Below are 26,752 nucleotides of genomic sequence, written 5' to 3' on the forward strand. Positions count from 1 at the left end.
TCGTTCCATGACCGCCATCGTCTCGACGCTGCTGTCGTCCGTCCTGCTGCTGCTCGGCACCGGGCTGCACCCGGTCGCCTGGCTCACCTGGTTCGGCCCGCTGCCCGTCCTGTGGCTCGCGCCCCGGGCCGGCGGGCGGGCCGCGTTCGCCGCCGCGTCCCTCGCCTGGCTCGCCGGGCAGAGCCGGATGTGGCCCTACTACCTCGGCACCCTGGAGATGCCGCCGCCCGCGGCGGCCGGGATCATCGTCGGCACCGCGCTGGTGTTCGGCCTGCTCGCGCTCGCCTTCCGGCGGCTGCTGCTGCGCGGGCTCCCGCTCCTCGCGGCGCTGACCGTCCCGGCGGGCTGGGCGGCGCTGGAGTACGCGCTGTCGGTGGCCGCCCCGCACGGCGCGTGGCTGAGCCTGGCCTACACGCAGGCGGACGTCCCGCCGGTCGTGCAGACCGCGTCGCTGACCGGCCCGTGGGGGATCACGTTCCTCGTCATGGGCGTGCCCGCCGCCGTCGCGGCGGCCGCCGCGCCCGGCACCGTGCGGCGGTGGCGGGTGCTGCTCGCCGGCGCGCTCGTCCTCGTCCTCCCGCTGGCCTACGGCGGCTGGCGGCTCCGGCAGCCCCACGACCCGTCGCGGGCGGCCGTCACGCTGCTCGACACCGACCGTCCCGACGACACGATCGACCTCGCCACGCCGCAGGGCCGCGAGCTGCTGAGCCGCTACGTCGCCGCGATCCGCGCGACGCCGCCCGCCGGCACGGTCGTCCTGCCGGAGAAGACCTTCGCCGCGGACGAGGCGGCCCTGCCCGCGCTCACCGGACCGCTGGGGCGGCTCGCCGCCGAACGCCGCGAGGACATCGTCGTCGGGCTCGTCCTGACGACCGGGGGAACCGCGCGCAACGTCGCGCTCGGGATCCGCGCGGACGGCGGCGCGCCCGTCCGCTACGCCAAGCGGCACCTGATCCCCGGGCTGGAGGACGGCCTGGCGCCGGGCTCGGAGTTCGCCTTCCTCTCTCCCGGCCGCGGCCTCGCCGTCTGCAAGGACCTGGACTTCCCCGGTCTCGTCCGGAGCTACCGGGCCCGCGGCGCGACGGTGCTGTACGCGCCCGCGTGGGACTTCACCGGCGACGGGCGGCTGCACGGGCGGATGGCCCTCGTCCGCGGCGTCGAGAGCGGGCTGACCGTCGCGCGGGCGGCGCGGGCCGGGACGCTCCTGGTCAGCGACCCCTACGGCCGGGTCCTCGCGGGGCGCGCCACCGGCGGGGCCGGGTTCGCCTCCGTCACCGCGACGCTCCCGGCGAGCGGCGTCCGCACCGTCTACTCGCGTTTCGGCGACTGGTTCGCCTGGCTCTGCGTGCTGCTGGTCGCCGGGGCGTCCGGGACGAGCCTCATGTATCGCAGGTGCGCGGCGGACGCGGCGAGGGCGACCGCCGAGCCGATGACGGCGTAGCCCGCCAGCACGCCGAGGGCCTGCGCCGTCGCGTGGCCGGAGAAGTAGACGGTGTTGCGGACGGCGGTGGTCCCCGCGCCCGTCGGCAGCCAGTCCCCGATGGCCCGCCAGAACGCCGGCAGGAGGGTCATCGGGTAGGCGCCGCCCGCGCTGGGGTTGCCGAGGACGACGAACAGCAGGATCGCCAGCCCGACGCCGATCATGCCGAGCAGGATCTGGAACGCGACGGTCGTCGCGGCGGCGGCCATGACGACCAGCGCGCCGATGCCCCACAGCGCCCAGAAGTGCCCGTTCAGGGCGCCGAGGACCGGCCCGGCGATGATCGCGCCGCCGAGCCCGGACACGATCGCGTACAGCGCGAGCGCGCCCAGCCGGATGACCGTGCGGCGCAGGTTCGCCGGGCGCGCGCCGCCGGCGACGCCGAGGATCGCCGCCGCCAGGTAGCCGCCCACCATCCAGCCGATGACCAGGTAGAACGACGACAGGCCGCGGCCGTCCCCGGCGGCCGGCGGGCGGATGTCGACGGTCCGCACCTGCCGGTGCCGGGACTGCTCGATCCCGGCCGCGATCTGCTGGGTGGTGCTGGACACGGCGGGGCCGCTCGCGGACGCCACCAGCAGCGTGTCGGTGCCGCCGCGCGGGGCGACGACGATCGCGGCGTCCACCGTCCGGTCCAGGATCAGCTGCCGGGCCCGCTGCTCGCTGGGCGCGGTGCGCGCCTTGAGCGGGTCGCCCTTCAGCGCGTTCAGCTGCGCGGCGACCTGCCCCGCCGCCTGCCCGGGCGCGACGACCGCGACCGGGATGCGGTGCGGGGTCGGCGAGTGGAACGCGCCGATGTAGGACACGATGAACGCCAGCTGCAGGATCAGCACGCCCACGACCAGGCTGAACGAGCGCAGCGTCACCGCGTCGCGCAGTTCCGCGGCGAAGCCGCGGTCGGGCGCGGCGCCGCTCCGGCCGGTCGCGGGTGTGCTCATGCCGGGACAGGTACCCGCTCAGCGGCGGCTACTCCAGGGGGCCGCTACTCCAGGGGGAAGCGCAGCACCCAGCGCCGCTGCCAGGGCGTCTCGACCGCTTTGCGGTGATAGTTCGCTCTGGTCCAGGCGACGGCGCGGTCCGCCGGCACCCCGGACAGCACCGCCAGGCAGGCCATCACCGTGCCGGTGCGGCCGACGCCGCCGCCGCAGGCGACCTCGACCCGCTCGCCGGCGGCGGCCCGCGCGTGCAGGTCCCGGATCAGCGCGACGGCGCCCTCCCGGTCGCGGGGCAGCAGGAAGTCCGGCCAGTCGATCCACGCGTGCGGCCAGGCCAGCGCGGCGTCGTGGCGGCCGCGGAGCCGGCCCGAGCCGAGGTACAGGCCGTAGTCGGGCGCGGAGCCGCCCGGCGCGGGCCGGCGCAGCCCCCGGCCCCTGACGAGCAGGCCGCCCGGCAGTTCGGTCGCGTCTTCGAGGCGTGTGCTCACCATCGCCCCATCCTGGCGCGGCCCCGCCGCCCCGCACCCCGTGCTCCGCTCTCAGCGGACGCCCTCCGCTCTGAGCGGACGCCCTCCGCGTTCGGCGGGCGCCCCGCATCGAGCGGACGCGCACGGGTAGCGTCGGGGAAATGACCAGTGCGCAACTGCTCGCCGACGCCTTCGACCGCATCCAGGAGGTCGTCCGGGACGCCGTGGACGGCCTCACCCCGGACCAGCTCGTCCTCCGCCCCGACGCCGAGGCCAACACGATCGCCTGGCTCGTCTGGCACCTCACCCGCGTCCAGGACGACCACGTCGCCGACGCCGCCGGCACCGAGCAGGTCTGGACGTCCGGCGGCTGGGCGGACCGGTTCGCGCTGCCGCTCGCGACGGCCGAGACCGGCTACGGCCACGACCCCGGGCAGGTCGCGGCCGTCCGCGTCGACTCCGCGGACCTGCTCACCGGCTACCACGACGCGGTGCACGACCGGACCGTCGAGTACGTCGGCACGCTGACCGACAAGGACCTCGAGCGGATCGTCGACACGGCCTGGGACCCGCCCGTGACGCTCGCGGTGCGGCTGATCAGCGTGATCTCCGACGACCTCCAGCACGCCGGGCAGGCCGCCTACGTCCGGGGCCTGATCGAGCGCGCCTGAGAAGCGCGAGCGGCGCCCCCCCGAGCGGGGGGCGCCGCCACGAAGCGTCTCAGCGCGCCGTCAGCCGGTGGTGACGGTGCGGTCCAGGGCGCTGCCCTTCACCCACTTCTTCCAGGACATCTGGTAGAAGCCCCAGCCGTTGTCCGGCTCCAGCCTGCGGCTGGTGCCGGTGATGATCACCGGGTCGCCGCGGTAGGAGAAGTTGTAGAACCAGCGGGCGGCGGAGGGCGGGGAGTTGACGCAGCCGTGGCTGACGTTCTGGTGGCCCTGCGCCCACACCGTCGAGGCCATCGAGTGGATGTACTCGCCGCTGTTGGAGATCCGCACCGCGAACGGGATGACCTCCTTGTAGCCGCCCGGCTCGTCCGGCTTCACGCCCATCCACTCCGACGTCATGATCGCCGGATTCTCCTTGCCCATGGTCAGGTGGATGCCGCTGGTGGTGGCGTAGGTGTCCACGCCGTTGACCACGCGGCCGCCCCGGCCGGCGCTGATCGGCCAGCTCTTGACCTTCCTGCCGTTCTTGGTGACGGTCAGGTGGTGGGTCTTCGTGCTCGCCTTGATGATGTGCGCGTCACCGATGGTGAACTTGCGGCTGAAGTCGGTCATGCCGTAGGTCTTCTTGCCCGACTTCACGCCCGCCAGCTTGGCGGTGAAGGTGACCTTCTGGTTGGGCTGCCAGTAGTGCCCGTTCTCCGTCCGGAAGATCACCTGGGTGTCGCCGACCCAGCGCCAGGCGCCGGTGGCGGGCTTGGTCGACGTGACCTCCAGGGCCTGCTCGACGGCCTTCTTGTCGCCGACCGGGCGGTTGAAGGTGACGATGATCGGCATCCCGACGCCGACCTTCTCCCCCTTCGTCGGCGAGACGTCGGCGATGTCCAGCTCGTTGGCCGCCTTCAGCGTCGTGAAGGTGGAGTTGACGGTGGCCGACTTGCCCTTGGGGCCGACGGCGACCGCGGAGACCTGGTACTGCGAGCCGGGGCGCAGCGTGCGCGACTTCCAGCTCTTCTTGTCGGCGGCCATCGCCCCGTCCACCGGCTTGCCCTTGCGGGTGACGGTGACCTGCTGCAGCGTGCCGCCCGCCGCCGTGACGGTGACGCCCGCCTCCGGCGCCGCCTTCCCGTTGCCGTTGCCCGGGTTGATCGTCACCTGCGGAGCGGCGGAGTCGCCCTGCTCGCCCACCGGGACGCCGTGCTCCTTCTCGCCGCCCGAGCAGGCGGTCGTGAGGAGCAGCACGGCCCCCGCCATCCCCGCACCGGCCCGGACACCCGCGGAAACCCTCCGCTGCACCTCAAACCTCCAGAACCCCGCCGTCTATCTCAGTGACATTAGCGACAAATTTGGGTGATGACGCCATGACCCGGGGTTTTGGCGGCAGTCCGAGATCAAAGCGTTGCAAGCGGACACGGTCCGTAGTTCCGGCCGCGCGGCGCGGCGCCCGGAACCGCCGCCGGGCGGGAAGGCGCGGTCAGCCAAGGGCGCTGCCCTCCTTCCACTTGGCGAAGGGCAGCTGCCAGAAACTCCAGCCGTTGTCCCATTCGACCTCGCGGTTCGAGCCGGTGAGCTTGAGCACATCGCCGCGCTGGGCGATGCCGTAGAACCAGGCGGCGTCGGACGGGCTGACGTTGAGGCACCCGTGGCTGACGTTCGCCGACCCCTGCGACCCCACCGACCAGGGCGCCGAGTGGACGTACTCGCCGCTGTCGGAGAACCGCACCGCGTTGTCGACCACCTGCTGGTAGTAGCCCGGGTCACCCGGCTGCCGGCCCGGCGAGGTCATCGTGACGGGGTTGCCCTTGTCCATCAGCAGGTGCACGCCGCTGGTGGTGGTGAACTCCCGCGTCTCGCCGTTGCCCGCGCTGAACGGGACCGTCCGCAGCTTCCGGCCGTCCCGCGTGACCGTCATGTGGTGGCCGCCGATGTCGCCGGTGGTGATCTGCGCGGCGCCGATGGTGATCGTCTCGGCGACGTCCGCTGCGCCGTAGACGCCGCCTCCGGCGTTCACGCCCGCCAGGTCCGCCCGGAACCGGACGGTCTGGTGCGGCTGCCAGTACGTCTTCGTCCGGTAGACGACCTGGTCGGACCCGATCCAGCGCCAGGCGCCTTCGACCGGCTTGTCCGGGGTGACGTGCAGGGCCCTCTCCACCGCGGCCTTGTCGGCGACCGGCCGGTCGAACCGCAGCATGATCGGCATCCCGACGCCGACCTTCTCCCCGGGCAGGTTCGGCGTGACGTCGCTGATCGACAGCGTCCGCTCCGGGGTCAGCACGGTGAACGCGCTGGTCACGGTGCGGAGCTTCCCTCCGCTCTTAGCCTGCGCCGTCACGGTGTAGGACGCGCCGGGCGTCATCGTGCGGGTGGAGTGCCACGTCTTGCGGTTCCCAGCGAGCTCGCCCGTGACGGCCGAGCCCTTGCTGCCCTGGACGGCGACCTTCGCCAGCTTGCCGCCGGACGCCTTCACCCGGATCACCGCGTCCGGCGCGACCCGCTGCGTCCCGCTCGCCGGCGTGATCGTCACCGTGGTGTCGGACTCGCCCGCCGACAGCACCCCCGTGCCGCCGATGCCGCATCCGGCCGCGAGCAGCGCCACGGCGCCCGCTCCGCCCGCCGCCGCCACTGCCGGCCGCCCCTTGATCGCCACGAAACTCCCCCAGTCCCAAGACTCACCCTGCTTCGGCGAACGCCTGTGCAAAGAAAGATGGTCCGGGACCCGGAAAAGTTCGGGCCGGGATCAGGGAATCGCAGCTCAAGGCCGTCGGAGCGGCCGGAGCGGCCGGGAGCGGGTCAGGCCGCGGGGGCGGGCTCGCGGTTGATGTGCCGCAGGAGCCGCTTGAAGCCCAGTACCGAGACGCCGACGCCCAGCGCGCCGAGCCCGGCGACGATGCTGGTGCGCAGCCACAGGTAGGTGCCGATCGACTCGTTGAACAGCATCCAGAGGCTGAGCGCGACGTTGACGAACAGCACCATCGACCACAGCAGCGAGATCCGCAGGAAGAACTGGTGCACCTTGTCGTGCCGGAAGAACGCCTCGGGGATCGGCACCATGTCGCGGGCGAGCTTCATCGCCAGCGGCCGCCGCAGCGGGACGGAGGCGAGGAAGGCCATGCTCACCATCAGCGTGCCGAGCGTCGGCTGCAGGAAGTACACGACGGCGCTGTGCGTGGCCGCCGCCAGGGCCGCCCGCACGGTCACGCCGACCGCGGCCAGCATCAGCATCCCGGAGACGGGGTGCCCGCGCAGGTAGCGGAAGACGATGCCCCCGTACACCCAGGCGACCGCCGCGGCGAGCGCGCCGTTCAGCCCCAGCAGCGCCAGGGCGGCGTAGAACACCGCGACGGGCGCGACCACCCCCTCGGCGAAGCGCGGCAGCGCGTGCAGGAGCAGCGCCCGGATCCGCGGCAGTTCGAAGTGGTGCCCGCCGCCCTCGGCGACCACGGCCGCGGCCGTGGCGCCCGAGGGCCCGGCCGCCGAGACGGCCGGCGTCGTCGCTGGTGGTTCCATCGAGTGCTGCGCTCCCCGATCGGTGTGCATGGACTGCTGCATGGCCTGGGACGGCGTCACGATTCGCACCACCGTACGTGATGATCCGCGTGCGTCCTCCCGTTTTGACGAACCTGGAGGCGTCCGTGTTCAGGCCGTCCGCCGGATTGCTCTCTCATCTGCGACTTCCCAGCACAGTGCGATCTATTGAGGTGATTTGTCTCTTAGTTCGGATTTGTCCCGCAGTTGGCCGAGCCGCGGCCGGAACCGGTCAGGACTCCGGCGCGGCGGGCTGGGCCTCCCGGGCGGCGGCGTAGATCGCCCGCAGCGTCACCGCCACCGACGGCCGGCGCACGCTCGCCCGCCGCGTCACCGCGTACACCTCCCTGGCCAGCGTGCATTCGGGGATCCGGCGGACCGCCACGCCCTGGTCGCCGGCGGCCAGCGCCAGCGCGGGCACGGCGGTGATGCCGATCCCCCGCGCCACGAGACTGAGGATCGTGTGCAGCCCCTCGAACTCCCACGGGACGGGCCGCGCGCCCCCCACGGTGTCCAGCAGCCGCTCGACGGCCTGCCGGGACGGCTCCCCCGGGGGCGCCGCCATCCACGGCTCGTTCCGCAGCATCTGCAGCTCCACGGGGCGGTCCGGGTCCGACATCGGGTGCCCGTCCGGGACGACCAGGACGAGCGGGTCGCGGCGCAGGTGGAAGAACTCCAGCACCGCCGGGGACTGGTCGGGGACCTTGCCCGTCCAGTCGTCGATCAGCGCGATGTCGACCTCGCCGTTCTGGACCTGGCGGATGCCGTCCCCCGGGCGGGTCTGCCGCAGCACGAAGGTCAGCCCGGGATGGTCGCCGAGGCTGTGCGCCAGCGCGGGCGCGAAGGCGACGGCGGCGGTCGGGAAGGCCGTGACCACCACCCGGCCCATGGGGGTGTCGGACTGCGCGGACAGCTCCGCCTCCGCGGTCTCCACCAGGCTCAGGATCTCCTCGGCGCGCGCGGCCAGGCGCCGTCCGGCGTCGGTCAGCTCCGCGCTGCGGGCCGTCCGGTCCAGCAGCGGGATGCGCGCCTCCCGTTCCAGCGCGGCCAGCTGCTGGGAGACGGCCGACGGCGTGTAGCCGAGCGCCGCGGCGGTCGCGGCGATGCTGCCGCGGCGGGCGAATTCGGCGAGCAGCCGCAGGCGGCGCAGTTCCAGCATCAGCTCAGCTTACGGTCACCATCGCCGAGACTCGCTTGTGATGATGCTGAATGCGGGAAAGCATGAAGCGAACCCGGCCGGGTCACGCAGGGGGATCTTTCCGACACCCACCGTTATTTCGCCATGCCTTTGGAGCGTCGATGCATGCCCAGAACCCGCCCGCGCACGATCGCCCGGCCGGCCGCCCGACCAGCCCCTCCGATCCCGTCCCCTCCGCCCTTAGCCCCTCCGGCCCCTCCGCTCCCTCCGTCCCGTCGGCGGCGGGCGGCCCGGCCCGGCCGGTGTCGTTCGCGCCGCGTGCCGTCCCGCTGTCGCCGACGCTCGCGGTGAACGAGGCGCTCGCCCGCAAGCGCCGCGAGGGAGTGCGGGTGCTGCCCCTCGGCTTCGGCGAGGCGGGCATACCGATCCATCCCGCGCTGACCCGCGAGCTCGCCTCCGCCTCGGGACGCGGCGGCTACGGCCCGGTGGCCGGGTCGGCCGCCCTGCGCGCGGCGGCGGCGGGGTACTGGGGGCGGCGGGGACTGCCGACCGATCCGTCCGCCGTCGTGTGCGGCCCCGGCAGCAAGCCGCTGCTGTTCGCGTTGCTGATGGCGATCGGCGGGGACGTGGTGGTGGCCGCGCCGAGCTGGGTGAGCTACGCCGCGCAGGCGCCGCTGGCCGGGGTCCGGCCGATCCGGGTGGCGACCCCGCCGGGCGAGGGCGGGGTGCCGAGTCCCGCGCTGCTCGCCGACGCGGTGGTGCGCGCGCGGGCCGCCGGACGCACCGTCCGGGCGGTGATCGTCACGCTGCCGGACAACCCGACCGGCACGCTCGCCTCCGAGGAGACCGTCCGCCGGCTCTGCTCGGCCGCGCGCGACCTCGACCTCGTGATCGTCTCTGACGAGATCTACCGCGACCTGGTGCACGACCGCGGCCGCGCGGTGCCGACCCCCGCCCGGTACGCGCCGGAGCGGACGGTGGTGACCACCGCGCTGAGCAAGAGCCTGGCGGCCGGCGGCTGGCGGCTCGGGGTGGCGCGGCTGCCGGACGGCCCGTTCGGCGCGGCGCTGCGCGCCTCGGTGCTCGGGATCGCCAGCGAGGTCTGGTCCAGCGCGCCGGCCCCGGTGCAGCACGCCGCCGCGTACGCGTTCGCCGAGCCGCCGGAGCTGGTCGAGCACATCGACCGCAGCCGGCGGCTGCACGGGGCGGTCACCCGCGCGGTCGCGGCCCGGTTCGCCGCGGCGGGCGCCCGGGTGCCGGCCCCGCAGGGCGCGTTCTACGTCTACCCCGACCTCGACCCGCTCCGTGACGCGCTGCTCCGCGGGCACGGGGTGAGGACGTCCGTGGAGCTGTCCGAGCTGCTCCTGGAGCGCTACGGGGTGGGGGTGCTGCCCGGCAGCTCGTTCGGCGAGCCGCCCGTGGCGCTGCGCCTGCGGGTCGCGCCGAGCCTGCTGTACGGGGAGACCGACGAGCAGCGGCTCGCCGCGCTCGCCTCCCCCGACCCGGCGTCGCTGCCCTGGATCGCGGGCGGCCTGGACCGCCTTTCCGACGTGCTCGCCGATCTGCGGGAGAGCGCGCGGGCCGGGCAGGCGGCGCTCGCCTGACACGATCCGCGTCCGCCTCGCGGAAGGGACGCGGGCACAAAGGAAGAGGGCTGCGCGGGAACACCGCGGGACCGCCGCGGGCGGGATGGCCGGGCTCGGCCATCCCGCCCGCGGCGGTCCCCGTGAATGGCGGAGGGTAAGGGAGTCGAACCCCTTCGAGTTTCACCTCGACGTCAGTTTTCGAAACTGCTGCCTTACCGTTCGGCCAACCCTCCTCGCGCGGACGGGGGAGCGTCCGGCGGCGGCCGGGACCGCGTGGACCGGCAGGGAGTCGAACCCTGATCACTTCCTTGCAAGAGAAGTGTGCTTCCGTTGCACCACAGGCCCGTCGATCGTGCTCAGCAGGGGCGGTAGGAGTCGAACCCACTTTCCGCCGGTTTTGGAGACCGGCCGCCTATCCGGTGGCTCGCCCCTTCGCACTTCCGTCCGACATGTTCGATCATGCGCCTTTTCGCGCCCCGCTCGCAATGCATTTACCGGCGAACGGCGCCCGGCCGGCGGCGACGCGTCCGGGCGCGGTAAGTGGCGGTCCGGGCACGGAGAGGAACGATCAATATGCGCCCGTACGGCACGTATAAGCGTGGTGTAAGGTCCAACGACGCACGGGGCGAACACCGCGAACCCGCCCGTTGGCAGGCACGGCAGGCCGAGGACTTCCTGCAGGGCGCCCCCGTGGTGAAACCCAGGACAAGCGTGACATCACGGTATGTGATGAAAGAAGAAGGCGAGGGGGCCCGCCATGAGGCACGCACGGGACGGGGCTGCCGCCGCGATGAGCGCGGCCTCGAGGATTCTCGTCGCCCGGGGGAAGAACGAGCCCCAGGAGATGGAGAACCCCGACGTCGCCTGGGGACAGCGCGCGCGGGACGGCGTGTGGGTGCCGACCAAGGACGGGCAGCGGATCCACATCGGCATCGACGTGGCGGCGGCCGACACGGTCGCCCAGGTGCTGCGGCCCAGCCTGCGGGTGTTCGTCGGCGTGGACGTCGACACCGACATCGTCGCGCAGACGACCGACAACGGCGTGCGGCTGCTCACGGTCGTCCACGGGCCCGACGCCCCCTCGGAGTTCCGCTTCCCGGTGTCCCTCGCCGACGGCCTGGCCCTGGAGGCGATGCCGTCCGGCGGCTACGACGTCGTCCACCTGCGTTACGGCGCGACCGTGGGGCGGCTCTACAACCCGTGGGCCAGCGACTCGATGTTCCGCCAGGTGAAGGCGGACTACACGCTGGAGGGGTCGGCCGTCACCATGCGCGTGCAGCACACCGACGCCTACTACCCCGTCGTGGCGGACCCCCACTACGCCCGCTGAGGCCGTGACGGCCCCTAGGAGCGGCTGCGGCGGATGACGACCGGGTCCTCGAAGTCGAGCTCGCGGCTGATCTGGCGGAGCGTGCCGGCGCCGATCCTGCCCTTGCGGTAGAGCGCGGTCAGCTTCGCGCGCTGCGCCCTGACCAGCTCGGCGCGCACCTTGCGGCTGTTGGGCGGCGGCGCCTCGGTGCCGGCCTCCTCCTCGTCCATGAGGTAGCGGACGCGCTCCAGCCGCAGCTCCAGCATCTGCCGGAACGCCTCGGCGGTCTGGTCGTCGACCTGCTCGTCGTCGGTGAGCTCGTCCAGCCGGGTCAGGGCGGCCTGCAGCCCGGCCTTGCGCGCCGTCATCACCTCCAGCCGCCGCTTGTCGGACTCGATCAGCCCGAGGCCGCGCAGCAGCGGCGGCAGCAGCGGCGCCTGCCCGACCAGGGTGATCAGCACGACGAGGGCGGTGAGCAGCACCAGCACGCCCCGGTCGGGGCCGACCGCGGCCGGCAGCGACAGCGCGATCGCCAGCGAGATCGCGCCGCGCATCCCGCCGAGGCCGATCACCAGCCGCTGCCGCCACCCGAGCCCCTCCTGGCTCCGCCGCCCGCCCGGCAGCAGCCCGGCGAGCGGGCCGTTGCCGAGCTCCCAGGCGAGCCGCACGCCGATGACGACGGCCGACACCGCGAGCGTGGTCAGCAGCACCTCGTGCCAGGTGTGCCCGCCCGGCTGCCGGATGATCTCTCGGATCTCGAGGCCGAGCAGCACGAACAGCGCCGACTCCAGCAGGAAGGTGAGGATCCGCCAGAACGTGTCGCCCGCCAGCCGGGACGCGGGCTGCAGCACGCCCTCGCCGTGGGTGCCGATGGAGAAGCCCGCCACCACCGTCGCCAGCACCCCGGACGCGCCGAAGTTCTCCGCCGGGATGAACGCCGCGTACGGGGTGACCAGCGACACGATCACCTGGCTGATGGGGTCCTGGATGCGGCGCCGGATCCGGCGGATCACCACGCCGAGCACCAGCCCGTAGGCGACGCCGCCGAGCACCACCTGGACGAGCCGGACGGCGCCGTGCGCGGGCGCGAACCCGACGCCGATCGCCTCGATGGCGAGCCCGAAGATCGTCAGCGCGACGCCGTCGTTGATCAGGCTCTCGCCCTCCAGGATGGTGACCAGCCGGGCGGGCGCGCCGAGCCGCTGCAGGACCGCCGTCGCGGCGACCGCGTCGGTGGGGGCGACCGCGGCGCCGAACGCCAGCGCGGCGGCCCAGCCGAGCCCGGGCAGGAGCGCGTGCACGGTGGCGGCGACGGCCCCGGTGGTGACGGTGGTCAGCCCGAACGCCAGCGTGACGATCGGCACGGCGTCGGCGCGGGCCTCGCGCGGAGCGGTGAAGAACGCGGCGTGGTACACCAGCGGCGGCAGGAAACCCATCAGCACCAGATCGGGCGGGGCGACGACGGCGGGCAGCCCGGGCACGAACCCAGCCCCCATCCCGAGCAGCACCAGGAGGATGGCGTCCGGCAGGTGCAGGCGCCCGGAGAGCGCCCGGGCCGCCAGCACCACGACGGCGACGACCAGGAAGACGATGAACAGCCGGTCCCCCTCCACGCCGTGATCCTCTCCGGATCGCGGCGCGGTACGCGCGCGGCGGCGGAACCGCCGCGGGCGCCGGGCCCGATATGGAACGTTCCCGCAGGCAGTGGGGCCGGAACCGGCTGCGCCGTGCCGGCAGGGTCGGCGTTACCGGGGCCGCCGGTCGTCATATGGTGGGGGCCGGGCCGCGTTCCGGCCCCGGCGGCGCTGCCGGGCGCACGACCGTCCTGCCCTCGTCGGGGCGGTCTGGGGGTCGCCCCCCAGGAGCAGTACGACCCCGGTCCCCCGAGACTGGAGCCACAGTGATCTTCACCCATGACACCGAGCACGCGCTCGCCGTCGTCGTCGACCTGATCAACACCGGTGCCGCCGCGTCCGGCACCGAGGAGCTCGACGGGCTGCCGGGGCTGCGCGCGTTCGTCGGGCGCAGCGCGTTCAGCGACGTCGGCGAGCTGACCGAGGCCGACCTGGCCCGGGTGCTGGAGCTGCGCGACCGGTTCCACGCGGTGTTCCGGACCGGCGACGTGCCCACCGCGGTCCGGCTGATCAACGAGATCGTCGGCGAGGTCCGCACCACCCCGCACCTCACCGACCACGACGACTACGACTGGCACGTGCACTTCTTCGCGCCGGGCGCGCCGGTGGGCGAGCACCTGGCGGCCGACTGCGGGATGGCGCTGGCGTACGTGGTGGCGGCCGGCGAGCTGGACCGGCTGCGCACCTGCGAGGCCCCCGACTGCTCGCGCGTGCTGGTGGACCTGTCGCGCAACCGCTGCCGCCGCTACTGCGACAGCCGGACGTGCGGCAACCGCATGCACGTCGCCGCCTACCGGGCCCGCCAGCGCGAAGCGGCACTGTGATTCTGCAATCACGGCCCAAGGGCCTCGCCTAGCGGCTCGGCCCTTGACCGTGCTTGGGCGAGCGCGACCTCGCTTCGCGAGCTTCGCGGTGCGGCTCGCCTCCGGCATCGCCCCACCGCTCAGATAACGCGCTCGCGCGAGGGCCGGGGCCGTCGCGCTCGCGCGCCGGGGGCGGGGCACTCGCCCTCGCGTGGGAGGTGGACCGTTCTTAGTGCGTAGGGCGCCTTTCGTTCGTTCGGTCGCTTACTCGGGGGCGATGGCGGCGACGGCGTCCAGGGCGCGGCGGGCGGCGGCCACGTCGTGGACGCGGAAGACGCGGGCGCCCAGCAGCGCCGAGACGCCCAGCACGGCCATCGTGCCGACGCCGCGCCTGTCGACGGGACGGCCGAGGGCCTCCCCGATGAAGTCCTTGTTGGACACCGCGACCAGTACCGGCCAGCCGGTCGCGGTCAGCTCCCCGAGCCGCCGGGTAATCTCCAGCGAGTGCCGGGTGTTCTTGCCGAAGTCGTGCGCGGGGTCGATGAGGATCGCCTCCCGCGCCACCCCGAGCGCGAGCGCCCGCTCGGCCTCGGCGGTGACGTGCCCGATCACGTCCGCGACCACGTCGTCGTACCCGATCCGGTGCGGCCGGGTGCGCGGGTCGAGCCCGCCGGCGTGCGCGCAGACCAGCCCGACGCCGTGCGCGGCGGCGACCTCCGCCAGCTCCGGGTCGGGGCCGCCCCAGGTGTCGTTCAGCAGGTCGGCGCCCGCCTCGGCGACGGCCGCGCCGACCTCCGCCCGCCAGGTGTCGACGCTGATCACCACGCCGGGGTGCCGGTCCCGGACGGCGGCGACCAGGTCCACCACCCGGCGCAGCTCCTCGGCGACCCCGACGTCCTCGCCGGGGCCGGCCTTGACGCCGCCGATGTCGATGATGTCCGCGCCGTCCGCGACGGCGCGGTCCACCGCGTCCAGCGCGGCCTCGAAGCCGTAGGTCGCGCCCCTGTCGAAGAACGAGTCGGGCGTCCGGTTCACCACGGCCATGATCGCGTGGCGGCCGAGGTCGCGCCCGTTCAGCCGCAGCGGCGCGGCGTCCGGAGAGGTCATGATGCCCCACACCGTGGCACATGCGGGGGCCCGGACGCCATGCGGCACGGCGCCCGGAAGCGCCTCCCCGGGCGGCCCGCCGGGGCCGGGACATCGAACCTGAAGCAAATTCGGTTCAAACGGCGCCCTCCCTCGTCAGCATCACCACCGGGTCGCTAACCTCATATTTCACGCTCGCCCGGGTTCGCCCCGCGGTGGGCCCCGCGTCGCACCGACCAGCCCATGGAGGATCCGCTGTCCAGGCGAGCACTCATCACCGGCATCACCGGACAGGACGGCTCGTACCTGGCCGAGCATCTGCTTGAGCTGGGGTACGAGGTGTGGGGCCTGGTCCGGGGGCAGGCGAATCCGCACGTGTCGCGGCTGCGCAAGCACATCGGCGACGTCCAGATCACCACGGGCGACCTGCTGGACCAGGGCAGCCTGATCTCCGCGGTCGAGCGGGTCCGGCCCGACGAGGTCTACAACCTCGGCGCGATCTCCTACGTCCCGATGTCGTGGCAGCAGGCGGAGCTCACCGCCGAGGTGACCGGCATGGGCGTGCTGCGGATGCTGGAGGCCATCCGGGTGGTCTCGGGCATCAGCCCGTCCCGCACCCCCGGCAGCGAGCAGATCCGGTTCTACCAGGCGTCGTCCTCGGAGATGTTCGGGATGGTCCGGGAGACCCCGCAGAACGAGAAGACGCCCTTCCACCCGCGCAGCCCGTACGGCGTCGCCAAGAGCTACGGGCACTACATCACGCAGAACTACCGCGAGTCGTACGGGATGTTCGCGGTCAGCGGCATCCTGTTCAACCACGAGTCGCCGCGCCGCGGCGCCGAGTTCGTCACGCGGAAGGTGTCGCTCGGCGCGGCCCGCATCAAGCTCGGCCTGGCCGAGGAGCTGCGGCTCGGCAACCTCGACGCCCGCCGCGACTGGGGCTTCGCCGGCGACTACGCCCGCGCGATGCGGATGATGCTCGCCCAGGACTCCCCCGAGGACTACGTGATCGGGACGGGCCAGACCCAGTCGGTGCGCGAGCTGGTCGAGTTCGCGTTCCGCACCGCCGGGCTGAACTGGGAGGACCACGTCGTCCTGGACGACCGGTACACCCGCCCGGCGGAGGTCGACCTGCTGTGCGCCGACCCGAAGCGGGCCCGCGAGCAGCTCGGCTGGGAGCCCGAGGTGGACTTCGAGGGCCTGGTGACCATGATGGTCGAGTCGGACCTGCGGCTGCTCGCCGGGTCCGCCCGCCCCGAGGACGAGCCGTTCAGTCCCGACCACTGGTGATCCGTTGACGGCGGGCGTGGCACGATGCCCGTATGGCCACTTGTGAGCACGTGCAGTCCATTCCGCTCGAGGATCCGGCGCCGAACACGCCGCAGGGCTGCCAGGAATGCCTGGAACAGGGCACCCGGTGGGTGCACCTGCGGCTCTGCCTGAGCTGCGGGCACGTCGGCTGCTGCGACTCCTCCCCCATGCGGCACGCCACGGCGCACTACCAGAAGGAGGGGCACCCGATCGTCCGCTCGTTCGAGCCCGGCGAGGACTGGCGCTGGTGCTTCGCCGACGAACTGATCGTGTGATGCGGGCGGCGAAGCCGGGCGGGAGGGCGACCTCCGGCGGGAGGCGCTGATGCCGGACGTCCGGTTGGGCACGGCGCCGGGGCGCTGGATCCTGCTGGCGACCGTCCTCGGGTCGAGCGTGGCGATGCTCGACTCGACGGTGGTCAACGTGGCCCTGCCGAGGCTCGCGCGGGACCTGCACGCCGACATGGCGGGGCTGCAGTGGACGGTCAACGCCTACACCCTCACCCTCGCCGGGTTCATCCTGCTCGGCGGGTCGCTCGGCGACCGGTACGGCCGCCGCCGGATCTTCCTGATCGGCGTGGTGTGGTTCGCGGTGGCGTCGGTGCTGTGCGGGATGGCGCTGAACGTCGAGATGCTGGTGCTCTCGCGGGCGCTGCAGGGGATGGGCGGCGCGCTGCTCACCCCCGGCTCGCTGGCGATCATCCAGGCGTCGTTCGCGTCCGACGACCGGCCGCGCGCGGTCGGCGCCTGGTCGGGGCTCGGCGGCGTCGCCGGGGCGGTCGGCCCGTTCGCGGGCGGCTGGCTGGTGGAGGCGGCGGGCTGGCGGTGGGTGTTCCTGCTCAACGTCCCGCTCGCGGTGGTCGTGGTGCTCGTCGCCGCCCGGCACGTCCCCGAGAGCGTCGATCCGGCCGCCCGCGGGCGCTTCGACGTGCCCGGCGCCGCGCTGGCCGCCCTCGCCCTGGCGGGGACGACGTACGCGCTGACCGAGGCGCCGGCCGGCCGCACGCCGGGCGCCGTGATCGCCGTCGCCGCCGTGGCGGGCGTCGCCGCGGCGGCCGGGTTCGTCCTGCTGGAGCGGGCGCGCGGGCGGGGCCGGCGGCTGTTCGGCGGGCGGGTCCGGCCGGGCGGGCGCGAGGTGCCGCAGCCGATGCTGCCGCTGGACGTGTTCGCCTCCCGCCAGTTCTCCGCGGTCAACGTCGTCACGTTCATCATGTACGGCGGGATGGGCGTGCTGTTCTTCCTGTTCGTGCTGAACCTCCAGGTCGTCGGCGGGTTCTCGCCGATCGCGGCGGGCACCGCGCTGCTGCCCGTCACGGCGCTGATGCTGCTGCTGTCGGCGCGGGCGGGCGCGCTCGCGCAGAAGATCGGCCCGCGTCTGCCGATGACCGCCGGGCTGGTCGTCGCCGCGTTCGGGATGCTGCTGGTCGGCCGGATCGACAAGGACTCCTCCTACGTGCGGGACGTGCTGCCCGCCGTGGTGGTGTTCGGGCTGGGGCTGGCCGCGGTCGTCGCACCGCTGACCGCGACGGTGCTGGCGACGGCGGACGTCCGGCACGCGGGCGTCGCCAGCGGCGTCAACAACGCGGTCGCGCGGGCCGCCGGGCTGCTCGCGGTCGCGGCGATCCCGCCGCTGGCCGGGCTGACCGGCGACGCCTACAACGACCCCGCCCTCTTCTCGCACGGCTTCCGCATCGCCATGACGGCCTGCGCGGGGCTGCTGGCCGCGGGCGCCGTCCTGACGTTCTTCACCGTGTCCAGCGACGCGCTGCGCGCGCCGACCGGCGAGCAGGTCGAACCCGAGTGCCGGCGGCACTGCTCCGTCGGCGCCCCGCAGCTCCAGCCCGAACCGGACGCCGTCCCCGCCGGCTCTCCCGGGCCGGACGACCGGAACGCGGCGCCGCCGCGGTCGTGACCGCGCGGCCGTTCCGGGCCGATTCCGGCTATGTCCAGGACCGGAGCGGTTCGTTGTCATACGGTCGTGGCATGAATCTGCGGCAGCTGCGCTACGTCGTGGCGACCGCCGACCACGGCACGATGACGTCGGCGGCCCAGGCTCTCTATGTCGCGCAGCCGGCGCTGTCGCGCGCCGTCCGCGAGCTGGAGCGGGAGCTCGGCGTGGAGCTGTTCGCGCGCTCCGGCCGGGGCGTGGTCCTCACTCCCGTCGGCGAGCGGGTGGTCCGTGAGGCGCGGGCGGCACTGGACGCCGTCGACGCGATCGAGGGGATGTCGGCGGCCCGCTCCGACGGGCGCGGCGCCGAGCTCCGCGTCGCCACCACGCCGTCGCTGGAGCCGGAGCTGACCGGGCGGCTGCTCCCCCGGTTCGCCCGGGACCAGCCGGCGGTGCGGGTCCGGGTGGTGCGGTGCGCGGGCCGGGAGGAGGTCGCCGCCCTGCTGCGGGCCGGGCGCGCCGACCTCGCGCTCACCGACCTGCCGGTCCCCGGCGACCTGACGGCGCACCCGTTCGAGCAGCGGGAGATGGTGCTGGTCTCGCCGCCGGCGCTGCGGGTCCGCGAGCCGGTGCCGCCCGCCGCGCTGGACGGCATGCGGCTGGTGCTGCCGGCCCGGGGCGGCGCCCGGCGCGCGGAGGTCGACGCGGTGCTGCGGCGGACCGGCGCGAAGCCGGTGCCGGTCGCGGAGTCCGACGACCGGGCCGCCTGGCTGGGCTGGGTGCGCGCCGGGCTCGGCTCGGTGCTGTGGTACCGCAACCAGCTGGAGGACACCGACGGCCTGGCCGTCCGGTCGTTCATGCCGCCGATCACCCGGCTGGTCGGGCTGGTGCACGCGCACCGGCGGCTCCCGCCGTCCGCCCGCGACTTCCTGGCCTTCGCGAAGGACGACGGGCGGGAGCCGCGCGGGCGCGAGCCCCGCTGATCACGTCCCTCCCCCGGCCGGCCGCCGGGTTCGGAGTGGCCGGTCGGCCGTGCCATGATCTGCGCGTGGAGACGACGCACGCACTCTGGCTGCTGGCCGTGCCGGTCGGCGCGCTGATGGTGGCCGCGGCGGCGCGCCGCGGCGGGGCGCCGGCGCCGCTGGTCCTGGTGATCGCGGGGCTGCTGTTCTCGTTCGTGCCGGGCGTTCCGGAGTTCGAGCTGAACCCGGAGTTCGTCCTGTACGTCTTCCTGCCGCCGCTGCTGTTCTCGGCCGCGTGGCAGAGCTCGTACGCCAACATGCGGGAGAACGCCTGGTCGATCGGGCTGCTGTCGGTCGGGCTGGTGCTGTTCACCACGTTCGCCGTCGGGTACGCGGCCCACGCGCTCGTCCCGGGGCTGCCCCTGTCGGCGGCGTTCGTGCTCGGCGCGATCGTCGCGCCGCCGGACGCGGTCGCGGCGGTCAGCGTGGCGCAGCGGCTCGGGCTGCCGCGCCGCATGGTGACGGTGCTGGTCGGGGAGAGCCTGTTCAACGACGCGACGGCGCTGACCGCGTTCCGCGTCGCGGTGATCGCGGCGACGGGCGCGGGCTTCACGCTGGCGGACGGGGTGTGGCGGTTCCTGTTCGCGGCGGTGGCCGGCGCGGCGGTCGGGCTGCTGCTCGGGCCGCCGCTGCACTGGCTGCGCACCCGCATGAACGACCCGCTGGTGGAGAACGGGGTGGCGGTGCTCGCGCCGTTCGCGGCGTACCTGATCGCCGAGAGCGTGCACGCCTCCGGCGTGATCGCGGTGGTGGTCAGCGGGATCTACCTCGGCCACCGGTTCACCGAGTCGGCGCCGGTGACCCGGCTGATCGGGCACTCGTTCTGGAAGGTCGTCGTCTTCGTCCTGGAGTCGGTGGTGTTCCTGCTGATCGGGCTGCAGCTGCCGCCGGTGGTGGACGGGGTGTCCGGGCACGGCTGGCCGGAGCTGACCTGGTGGGCGGTGGCGATCTTCGCGGTGACGGTCGCGGCCCGGTTCGTCTGGGTGTTCCCCGCGTCCCGGCTGCCGCGGCTCCTGTCGCGCCGGCAGCGCGCCCGCGAGGACGTCGGGTTGCGCGGCGCGACCGTCGTGTCCTGGGCGGGAATGCGCGGGGTGGTGTCGCTCGCGGCGGCGTTCGCGATCCCGTTCGAGGCGTCGCACGCCCCCTTCCCCGGCCGCGACCTGATCATCTTCTTCACGTTCACGACCGTGCTCGGGACTCTGCTGGTGCAGGGGCTGACGTTCCCGGCGCTGATCCGGGTGCTGCGCATCGGCAGCGAGCGGGAGCGCTACACCGACACGGTGGCGGAGGCGGGCGCGCAGCACGCGGCGGCGAAGGCGGCGCTGGACCGGCTGGAGGAGCTGAACGCGGCCGAGGAGCTCGACGAGGCGGTCGTGCGGCGGCTGCGGCAGCTGGCCGAGCACCGGCAGCTGCGGGCGTGGGAGCGGCTCGGCGGCGGGACGGGCCCGGAGGGCGAGGAGGTCCCGACGGCCACCTACCGGCGGCTGCGGCGGGAGATGCTGGCGGCGGAGCGGCGGGTGTTCGTGCAGATGCGCGACGACCGCCGGATCGACGACGAGGTGCTGAACCGGGTCCTGCACGAGCTGGACCTCGAGGAGGTCGCGCTCAGCCGCGACTGACGCGACTGACGCGGCCGGCCGGGCGGCGCCCGGGGCCGGCGCGGCCGCCGGCCCCGGTGGCCGTCGCGGTCGCGGTCGACGCCGCCGGGGCGCCGGGAACGGCGCCCTCGGCGGCTCTCCTTCACGCCCCGTTCAGGGGCCGCTCGGGGAGTTCGACGGCGTAGGACTCCTTCACCACGTCCAGGTGGTGCCAGGACTCCCGCACCGTCACGCCGGGCACGGACCGGATCCCGTCCAGGACGGCGACCAGCTCCGCGCGGGAGGCGGCCTCGGCCTGGCCGACGATGTCGTACCGGCCGAACCCGGTCGCCAGGTAGCGGACGCCGTCCTGCGCGGCGACCGCCTCGGCGGCCTTGCGGAGCCCGCCGGTCACCAGGAGCCCGAACCCGCCGAGCTCGGCGGCGCCGAGGGCGAGGGGGTCGGCCAGCCCGGTGACCTGGATGACGCCGGTGCGCATCAGCCGGACGACGCGGGCCCGGGTGGCGGCCTGCGACAGCCCGATGATGTGGGCGAGCCGGGTGTAGGGGGCGCGCCCGTCGCGCTGCAGCTCCTGGAGCAGCCGCCAGTCGATGTCGTCGAGGGTGACCTCGCCGAGCTCCCGCACCACCGCATGGGTGTCGCGGACGGTGCAGACCGAGCGGAAGACCTCCGCCGAGCGCACGCCCGGGACGGACCGCAGCCGGTCCACCTCGGTCGCGAGCGCGGCGTCGTCGCGGGTGCGGACCTGCGCGACCAGGTCGTGCGGGCCCGCTGTCAGCGCGGCGAAGCTGACCGCGGGGAGGCCGGCGACGGCGTCCGCGACCTCCCGGGCCGAGCCCTCCACGGTGACCGAGACGTGCCCGATCGCCTCCGCGCCGACGACGGCGGCGTGCACGATGCCGACGACGCGCACGACGCCGGTCTCGAGAAGGTTCTGCACCCGTGCCCGCACGGCCGTGCGGGAAAGCCCGACACGGTCGGCGAGCGCCTGGAACGTCGCCCTGCCATCCCGCTGGAGCTCGCGGACGAGCACGGCGTCGACCGCATCCAGCACGGCTGTCCTCCTCGACATGTGATGAATCGTTCTGCTGGCAACTGCAAGATCATTCCATTTCAAGACGGTATGGCGTCAAATATTGATCTTGCTCGTGTTCGCCCCGCCCGGCGACCGTCGAAGCGTCGGCGCCGGGTTCCGGGCGGCGCCGTTTCCGACGCCGCGCCGACCGGTCCGGGAGCGCAACGCGGCCGGGCCCCCGGGCGCGCGCGGGCCCGTGCGGGGGCGGGCGGCGGGCGCGCGGGGTGGCGATGGTCACTCCCGGGGGGACGGTGCGGGCGGGGCGGCCCGCGGCGCGGACGGACGGTGCTGACCGGGTTCGAGTGCGTGACCTGCATTCCGCCTTCTCCCGGTGTTCTGATGTGCGCGCCCCCTACGGCGGGTCGGCCGTCCGCGTGACGCACATGTAAGAAAAGTGCATCGGGGGCGCAGTTACGTCAAGAGGTAACTTTACAGAGAGCCAAGCCTCACGTTGCACGCTTTTCAGCCTCGTCCGCGAAGACACTTCCGTAACGCCTGGAAGGGCGCGGACACAACGCGGGAGATCACCCGGACGATCCCCGGGGACACACGACCATCACCCCCGGTCACGGGCCTGCGGGGGCCCGGCGCGGCCCCGGGCGAGCGCTTGGCCGGAGCACTCGCGGGTATGGATCACAATGTACGGTGGCCCAGCCACTCTGATCCGCGATTGGTGTGTAGTACAGCCGTGCACCTGCTGAACGGTGAGCGTTCCGCTCACGATCTCACCTACAACGACGTCTTCATGGTCCCGCGCCGCTCCGCGGTCGGGTCCCGCCTGGAGGTGGACCTTTCCACGATCGACGGCAGCGGGACCACCGTGCCGCTGGTCGTGGCGAACATGACGGCGGTGTCCGGCCGCCGGATGGCCGAGACCATCGCCCGCCGGGGCGGCGTCGCGGTGCTCCCGCAGGACATCCCCGTCGAGGTCGTCTCGGAGGTCATCGGCTGGGTGAAGCGCCGCGACCTGGTGGTGGACACCGCCATCCGGCTGGACCCGGGCAGCACCGCGGGCGAGGCGCTGGCGCTGCTGCCCAAGCGCGCGCACGGCGCCGTGATCGTGGTGGAGGACGACCGGCCGGTCGGCGTGGTGACGGAGGCCGACTGCCAGAGCGTCGACCGGTTCGCGCAGCTGCGCGACATCATGTCGCGGGACCTGGTGACGCTGCCGCACGGCGTCGACCCGCGCGAGGCGTTCAACCGGCTGCACGAGCGCGGGCACCGGCTCGCGCCCGTGGTGGACGCCGAGGGCCGGCTCACCGGCGTGCTCACCCGGACGGGCGCGCTGCGCGCCACGCTCTACAAGCCCGCCGTCGACACGGCGGGGCGCCTGCGCGTCGCCGCGGCGGTCGGCGTGAACGGGGACGTCGCGGGCAAGGCGAAGGCGCTGCTGGAGGCGGGCGCCGACCTGCTCGTGGTGGACACCGCGCACGGCCACCAGGAGAAGATGATCGGCGCGCTGGCCGCCGTGCGGGGCCTGGACCCCTCGGTGCCGGTGGTGGCGGGCAACGTGGTGACCGCCGAGGGCACCCGCGACCTGATCGAGGCGGGCGCCGACATCGTCAAGGTCGGCGTGGGCCCGGGCGCGATGTGCACGACCCGGATGATGACCGGGGTCGGGCGGCCGCAGTTCTCGGCCGTGCTGGAGTGCGCCGCCGAGGCCCGCCGGCTCGGCCGGCACGTGTGGGCGGACGGCGGCGTCCGGCACCCGCGCGACGTCGCGCTCGCGCTCGCGGCGGGCGCGGCGAACGTGATGGTGGGCTCCTGGTTCGCCGGCACCTTCGAGTCGCCGGGCGACCTGCAGCGGGCCGCCGACGGCCGGCTGTACAAGGAGAGCTTCGGCATGGCGTCGGCGCGGGCCGTCCGGCTGCGCACCGCCGAGGACTCGCCCTTCGACCGGGCCCGCAAGGCGCTGTTCGAGGAGGGCATCTCCACGTCGCGGATGTTCCTGGACCCGCGGCGCCCCGGCGTCGAGGACCTGATCGACTCGATCGTGGCCGGGCTGCGCAGCTCCTGCACCTACGCGGGCGCGCGCACCCTGGAGGAGTTCCACGAGCGGGCGACGGTCGGGATCCAGAGCGCGTCCGGCTACGCCGAGGGGATGCCGCTGTCCACCAGCTGGTGACCCGCCGCTGACCGGCTCGCGGCGCCGGATTTACGCGACACGGCCCCGGAACGGCCTCCCGACCACCCCGGTGACCTGCACGCTCTTGGTGCGGGGCGGGGATGGGGGGTCCGCCGCCCCGGAGGGGGCGGCAGCATGGTCGACGGGGATCCGGCGGGCGCGTCCGGCGGGGCCGGGCGGCGGCCGGCGGGCGGGCGCGCGGCGCCCGTCCGGCTCGCCGAGGCGCTGCTGGTCGCGGCCGTGTCGCCGGTGGTGCCGGGCATCGCGCATCTGCGGGCCGGGCGGGTCCGGCTGGGCGGGGCGCTGCTCGGCGCTCAGGCGGCGTTGCTGACCGCGGCGGCGCTCGCCGCCGGGCGCTACCGGGCGCTGTTCCTGGAGCTGTCGGCGCGGCCGTCCTGGCTGCTGGCCCTGGCGGCCGCCTGCGTGGCCCTGGCGGCACTGTGGGCGCTGCTGATCGCCCACTCGTACGCGGTGCTGGCGCCGGAGGGGCTCGCGCCGCTGTGGCGGCTGGCCGGGGGCACCACCGTCTCGGTGCTGTGCCTGCTGGTGATCGTGCCGCCGCTGAGCCTCGCCCAGTACGGCTACGTGCAGCGGCACCTGATCCGGACGGTCTTCGCGGACGGGCCGGTGGCGCCCGCCGCCGTCCAGGTCGCCGCCCGGCACGGGGCGGCGCGGGACGCGGCCCGGCGCCCGGCCGCGCCGCGCCTCAACGTGCTGCTCATCGGCGCCGAGCCCGGCGAGCCGCAGGCCCCCGAACGCGTCGGCGGCATCACCCTGGCCGCGGTCGACGCCCGGTCCGGCGCCACGACGCTGCTGAGCCTGCCGGACGGCCTGCGCCGCGTCCCGGTGTGGTCGGGCACGGAGCCGGTCCCGTTCCCTCCGGGGCGTCCGCTGGCCGACGTGTACCGCGAGGGCGCCGCGCATCCGGAGCTGCTCGCGGGCGGCGGGCCCGTCCGGGACCCCGGCGCCGAGCTGCTGAAGCGGACGGTCGCCCACATGCTCGGGCTGGACGTCCCCTACTACGTGAAGGTGGACGCGCGCGGGGTCCGGGAACTCGCCGGGACGACCTCACGCGCCGCACCTGCCAAGAAAGGCTGTCCTTTTTGGGCAAATCTTCGGGAAACCGGGCCATTGGCGGTGCTGAAGCGATACCAGCGACTCGCCCGGGTTCTCATCAATTCGGTAAACACCGACGTGCCCCGCCGGCTGCTCCCGGCGCTCGCCGGGCTGGCCGCCAAGATCGAGAAAGCCGAGATCACGAGCCTGCGACCAGCGGCGGCAGCCGCCTCCCTGCCCCGTGCGGACCACCCCGCACTGCGCGCCCTGGCGGCGCGGGAGCCCGGCGACCCGGTCCCGGCCGCCCGGCCCGCGAGCGGATTGCCTATCCTGATCGAGAGCTGCAACTGATCGACGTCGCGCTCGCATGCGGTCGACTCCCACGCAACCTTTGTCCGGTTCTGCGCGTCCATAATGTGAGCCAGGGGCTTAATTCACCATGGGTGGGGGACGGAGCGTTACATGTCGAGTCCATCGGCGGGCGGACGCGTCCCGGAAGATGACGTGGACCGTTCCTCGGACGGCGCGGGGGGCCTCCCCCGCGCGCTGGCGCTGACCCTGGCTTCGGCGCTCGTCTGGGGCGTGGCGCACCTCGCCGCGGGGCGCCGGGTGGCCGGCGGGCTCCTGCTCGGCCTGTGGGTCGTGGCGGTGGCGGCCCTGGCGGTCACCGTCACCGTCTACCGCTCCAGCCTCGTCCACCTCGCCGTCCGGCCGGACGAGCTGCAGCGCCTGGCCGCCGGCATCGTCGTCCTCGGGGTCGTGTGGGTCGCCGTGGTGATCCGCTCCTACCTGGTGGTGCGCCCCGCCGGGCAGTCGATCAGCGCCCGGACGCTCGGCGCCGCCGCCGTCGCGGTGATGTGCTTCGCCGTCGCGGTGCCCGTGGCGTGGGGCGCGCACAGCACCTACGTCTACCGGGACGCGCTGACGAGCATCTTCCGCACCGGCAGCCAGAACGGCCGGCAGATCGACACCTCGGACCCGTGGGACGGGCAGCCGCGGGTGAACATCCTGCTGCTCGGCGGCGACTCGGCGGCCGACCGGACCGGCGTGCGCACCGACAGCATGACGCTCGCCAGCGTGAACACCAGGACCGGCGAGACGGTGCTGCTGAGCCTGCCGCGCAACCTGGAGAAGTTCCAGATGCCGCCCGGCCCGGCGCGCGACCGGTTCCCGTACGGCTTCACCGGCGACGGCCCGGAGAACCCGGGGCTGCTGAACGAGGTGTACGAGTACGCCGAGAACCACCCGGACGTGGTGCCGGGCGTGCCGAAGAACCGCCGCGGCCCCGAGCTGCTGAAGGCCACCATCGCCGGGATCCTCGGGCAGCGCGTCGACTACTACATCCTGGTCGACATGTTCGGCTTCGCCGACATCGTGGACGCGATGGGCGGCGTCAAGATCAGGGTCACCCAGCCCATCCCGTACGGGCTCGACGGCCAGGTGCTGCAGCCCGGCTACCGGACGCTGAAGGGCAAGGAGGCGCTCTGGTACGGGCGGTCCCGCACCGACAGCGACGACTACGTGCGGATGGGCCGGCAGAAGTGCCTGATGCGGGCGATCGCGCAGCAGGCCGACCCGCAGACCGTGCTGACCAGCTTCGACAAGCTCGCCGCCGCGGCGAAGCGGACGCTGTCCACCGACATCCCGCAGGAGCTGCTGCCCGCGTTGATCAAGCTGTCCGGCAAGGTCAAGGACGGCGCGCAGATCAACAGCCTGCAGTTCGTCCCGCCGCTGATCAACTCCGGGAACCCGGACTTCGGGCTGATCCGCCGGCTGACCGCCAAGGCCGTCGCCCCGGAGCAGGCGCACCCGACCGGCTCGACGAGCCCGTCGCCGACCGGCTCGTCCAACCTCGCGGCGAACGGCTCGCCGAGCGCGACGCCGAGCGCGGGCGCGTCGGACGGCGCGTCGCCGAGCCCGTCGGGGCCGCCGGCGCCGGAGAGCAAGCCGACGTCCCTCGCGGCGACCTGCCCGTCCTGATCGTCGCGCCGGTCCTTCGCACCGGTCCTTCACGAGCGGTCCCTCACGGGCGGTCCTTCACGGGTGGTCG

General features: G+C 74.1%; 21 protein-coding genes and 3 tRNA genes. 13 read left to right on the forward strand and 11 right to left on the reverse strand.

Annotation, left to right across the window (positions count from 1 at the left end):
* Positions 1-7 precede the first annotated feature (7 nt).
* Positions 8-1,441 (forward strand): nitrilase-related carbon-nitrogen hydrolase, encoded by a 1,434-nt coding sequence (locus amrb99_RS50015; protein WP_206699870.1) that lies wholly within the window; start codon positions 8-10, stop codon positions 1,439-1,441.
* 1,021 nt (positions 1,442-2,462) lie between these two features.
* Here amrb99_RS50015 and amrb99_RS08485 read toward each other — a convergent pair.
* Complete coding sequence (locus tag amrb99_RS08485) at positions 2,463-2,906, reverse strand: protein-tyrosine phosphatase family protein (RefSeq protein ID WP_190854345.1); 444 nt, start codon at positions 2,904-2,906, stop codon at positions 2,463-2,465.
* Between the two features lie 137 nt (positions 2,907-3,043).
* Between amrb99_RS08485 and amrb99_RS08490 the strand changes: the two genes are divergently transcribed.
* Positions 3,044-3,553, forward strand: a complete 510-nt coding sequence (locus amrb99_RS08490; RefSeq protein WP_190854349.1) for a DUF664 domain-containing protein — start codon at positions 3,044-3,046, stop codon at positions 3,551-3,553.
* Between the two features lie 60 nt (positions 3,554-3,613).
* Here the strand turns inward: amrb99_RS08490 and amrb99_RS08495 are convergent, their stop codons facing one another.
* From amrb99_RS08495 to amrb99_RS08510, 4 genes are all read right to left on the reverse strand, one after another.
* Positions 3,614-4,801, reverse strand: coding sequence for an Ig-like domain-containing protein (locus tag amrb99_RS08495; protein ID WP_190854359.1), 1,188 nt, complete (start codon positions 4,799-4,801; stop codon positions 3,614-3,616).
* A gap of 220 nt (positions 4,802-5,021) precedes the next feature.
* Entirely contained in the window at positions 5,022-6,194 is a 1,173-nt protein-coding gene (locus amrb99_RS08500) for an Ig-like domain-containing protein (RefSeq protein WP_190854367.1), read from the reverse strand.
* A gap of 143 nt (positions 6,195-6,337) precedes the next feature.
* On the reverse strand, positions 6,338-7,126 hold the full coding sequence (locus amrb99_RS08505) for a VC0807 family protein (RefSeq protein ID WP_347256597.1): 789 nt from the start codon (positions 7,124-7,126) through the stop codon (positions 6,338-6,340).
* Between the two features lie 178 nt (positions 7,127-7,304).
* Complete coding sequence (locus amrb99_RS08510) at positions 7,305-8,231, reverse strand: LysR family transcriptional regulator (protein ID WP_190854369.1); 927 nt, start codon at positions 8,229-8,231, stop codon at positions 7,305-7,307.
* 281 nt (positions 8,232-8,512) lie between these two features.
* Between amrb99_RS08510 and amrb99_RS08515 the strand changes: the two genes are divergently transcribed.
* The gene (locus amrb99_RS08515) at positions 8,513-9,814 is read left to right on the forward strand and encodes a pyridoxal phosphate-dependent aminotransferase (RefSeq protein WP_347256598.1); all 1,302 of its coding nucleotides are present in this window, start codon (positions 8,513-8,515) and stop codon (positions 9,812-9,814) included.
* Between the two features lie 127 nt (positions 9,815-9,941).
* Here amrb99_RS08515 and amrb99_RS08520 read toward each other — a convergent pair.
* The 3 genes from amrb99_RS08520 to amrb99_RS08530 all read right to left on the reverse strand — a co-directional run bounded on the left by amrb99_RS08520 (position 9,942) and on the right by amrb99_RS08530 (position 10,228).
* Positions 9,942-10,029, reverse strand: a tRNA-Ser gene (locus amrb99_RS08520).
* Between the two features lie 41 nt (positions 10,030-10,070).
* A tRNA-Ala gene (locus tag amrb99_RS08525) sits at positions 10,071-10,141 on the reverse strand.
* Between the two features lie 15 nt (positions 10,142-10,156).
* A tRNA-Trp gene (locus tag amrb99_RS08530) sits at positions 10,157-10,228 on the reverse strand.
* A gap of 325 nt (positions 10,229-10,553) precedes the next feature.
* Between amrb99_RS08530 and amrb99_RS08535 the strand changes: the two genes are divergently transcribed.
* Entirely contained in the window at positions 10,554-11,126 is a 573-nt protein-coding gene (locus amrb99_RS08535; protein WP_190854373.1) for a hypothetical protein, read from the forward strand.
* 14 nt (positions 11,127-11,140) lie between these two features.
* On the opposite strand, the gene amrb99_RS08540 is transcribed toward amrb99_RS08535, so the two are convergent.
* The gene (locus amrb99_RS08540; protein ID WP_190854376.1) at positions 11,141-12,718 is read right to left on the reverse strand and encodes a Na+/H+ antiporter; all 1,578 of its coding nucleotides are present in this window, start codon (positions 12,716-12,718) and stop codon (positions 11,141-11,143) included.
* Positions 12,719-13,005: 287 nt separating this feature from the next.
* Between amrb99_RS08540 and amrb99_RS08545 the strand changes: the two genes are divergently transcribed.
* On the forward strand, positions 13,006-13,563 hold the full coding sequence (locus amrb99_RS08545) for a CGNR zinc finger domain-containing protein (protein WP_190854378.1): 558 nt from the start codon (positions 13,006-13,008) through the stop codon (positions 13,561-13,563).
* Between the two features lie 243 nt (positions 13,564-13,806).
* On the opposite strand, the gene folP is transcribed toward amrb99_RS08545, so the two are convergent.
* Positions 13,807-14,649, reverse strand: a complete 843-nt coding sequence (folP, locus tag amrb99_RS08550; protein WP_190854380.1) for a dihydropteroate synthase — start codon at positions 14,647-14,649, stop codon at positions 13,807-13,809.
* A gap of 234 nt (positions 14,650-14,883) precedes the next feature.
* On the opposite strand from folP, the gene amrb99_RS08555 reads away from it, so the two are divergent.
* The 5 genes from amrb99_RS08555 to amrb99_RS08575 all read left to right on the forward strand — a co-directional run bounded on the left by amrb99_RS08555 (position 14,884) and on the right by amrb99_RS08575 (position 20,467).
* On the forward strand, positions 14,884-15,918 hold the full coding sequence (locus amrb99_RS08555) for a GDP-mannose 4,6-dehydratase (protein WP_190854483.1): 1,035 nt from the start codon (positions 14,884-14,886) through the stop codon (positions 15,916-15,918).
* 32 nt (positions 15,919-15,950) lie between these two features.
* Complete coding sequence (locus amrb99_RS08560; protein WP_190854382.1) at positions 15,951-16,214, forward strand: UBP-type zinc finger domain-containing protein; 264 nt, start codon at positions 15,951-15,953, stop codon at positions 16,212-16,214.
* Positions 16,215-16,263: 49 nt separating this feature from the next.
* Complete coding sequence (locus amrb99_RS08565) at positions 16,264-17,850, forward strand: MFS transporter (protein ID WP_190854384.1); 1,587 nt, start codon at positions 16,264-16,266, stop codon at positions 17,848-17,850.
* Positions 17,851-17,921: 71 nt separating this feature from the next.
* On the forward strand, positions 17,922-18,809 hold the full coding sequence (locus amrb99_RS08570) for a LysR family transcriptional regulator (protein ID WP_190854386.1): 888 nt from the start codon (positions 17,922-17,924) through the stop codon (positions 18,807-18,809).
* Between the two features lie 65 nt (positions 18,810-18,874).
* Positions 18,875-20,467 carry a Na+/H+ antiporter gene (locus amrb99_RS08575; RefSeq protein WP_347256599.1) on the forward strand — a complete coding sequence of 531 codons (1,593 nt, stop codon included), beginning with the start codon at positions 18,875-18,877 and terminating at the stop codon, positions 20,465-20,467.
* A 121-nt stretch (positions 20,468-20,588) separates the two neighbouring features.
* Here the strand turns inward: amrb99_RS08575 and amrb99_RS08580 are convergent, their stop codons facing one another.
* Entirely contained in the window at positions 20,589-21,500 is a 912-nt protein-coding gene (locus tag amrb99_RS08580) for an Lrp/AsnC family transcriptional regulator (protein ID WP_190854388.1), read from the reverse strand.
* 709 nt (positions 21,501-22,209) lie between these two features.
* Between amrb99_RS08580 and amrb99_RS08585 the strand changes: the two genes are divergently transcribed.
* The 3 genes from amrb99_RS08585 to amrb99_RS08595 all read left to right on the forward strand — a co-directional run bounded on the left by amrb99_RS08585 (position 22,210) and on the right by amrb99_RS08595 (position 26,682).
* A complete protein-coding gene (locus amrb99_RS08585) occupies positions 22,210-23,646 on the forward strand; it encodes a GuaB1 family IMP dehydrogenase-related protein (RefSeq protein ID WP_347256600.1) in 1,437 nt (478 codons plus the stop codon).
* 135 nt (positions 23,647-23,781) lie between these two features.
* Positions 23,782-25,053, forward strand: a complete 1,272-nt coding sequence (locus tag amrb99_RS08590) for a hypothetical protein (RefSeq protein WP_190854392.1) — start codon at positions 23,782-23,784, stop codon at positions 25,051-25,053.
* Positions 25,054-25,164: 111 nt separating this feature from the next.
* The gene (locus tag amrb99_RS08595; protein WP_190854394.1) at positions 25,165-26,682 is read left to right on the forward strand and encodes an LCP family protein; all 1,518 of its coding nucleotides are present in this window, start codon (positions 25,165-25,167) and stop codon (positions 26,680-26,682) included.
* Positions 26,683-26,752 lie beyond the last annotated feature (70 nt).

Source organism: Actinomadura sp. RB99 (assembly GCF_014706005.1).
Classification (GTDB): Bacteria; Actinomycetota; Actinomycetes; order Streptosporangiales; family Streptosporangiaceae; genus Spirillospora.

Excerpts from the sequence above, each read along its gene's own strand:
- amrb99_RS50015 (WP_206699870.1), top strand. The coding sequence starts at position 8 with ATGACCGCCATCGTCTCGACGCTGCTGTCGTCCGTCCTGCTGCTGCTC.
- amrb99_RS08485 (WP_190854345.1), bottom strand. The coding sequence starts at position 2,906 with ATGGTGAGCACACGCCTCGAAGACGCGACCGAACTGCCGGGCGGCCTG.
- amrb99_RS08490 (WP_190854349.1), top strand. The coding sequence starts at position 3,044 with ATGACCAGTGCGCAACTGCTCGCCGACGCCTTCGACCGCATCCAGGAG.
- amrb99_RS08495 (WP_190854359.1), bottom strand. The coding sequence starts at position 4,801 with ATGGCGGGGGCCGTGCTGCTCCTCACGACCGCCTGCTCGGGCGGCGAG.
- amrb99_RS08510 (WP_190854369.1), bottom strand. The coding sequence starts at position 8,231 with ATGCTGGAACTGCGCCGCCTGCGGCTGCTCGCCGAATTCGCCCGCCGC.
- amrb99_RS08535 (WP_190854373.1), top strand. The coding sequence starts at position 10,554 with ATGAGGCACGCACGGGACGGGGCTGCCGCCGCGATGAGCGCGGCCTCG.
- folP (WP_190854380.1), bottom strand. The coding sequence starts at position 14,649 with ATGACCTCTCCGGACGCCGCGCCGCTGCGGCTGAACGGGCGCGACCTC.
- amrb99_RS08560 (WP_190854382.1), top strand. The coding sequence starts at position 15,951 with ATGGCCACTTGTGAGCACGTGCAGTCCATTCCGCTCGAGGATCCGGCG.
- amrb99_RS08565 (WP_190854384.1), top strand. The coding sequence starts at position 16,264 with ATGCCGGACGTCCGGTTGGGCACGGCGCCGGGGCGCTGGATCCTGCTG.
- amrb99_RS08570 (WP_190854386.1), top strand. The coding sequence starts at position 17,922 with ATGAATCTGCGGCAGCTGCGCTACGTCGTGGCGACCGCCGACCACGGC.
- amrb99_RS08590 (WP_190854392.1), top strand. The coding sequence starts at position 23,782 with ATGGTCGACGGGGATCCGGCGGGCGCGTCCGGCGGGGCCGGGCGGCGG.
- amrb99_RS08595 (WP_190854394.1), top strand. The coding sequence starts at position 25,165 with ATGTCGAGTCCATCGGCGGGCGGACGCGTCCCGGAAGATGACGTGGAC.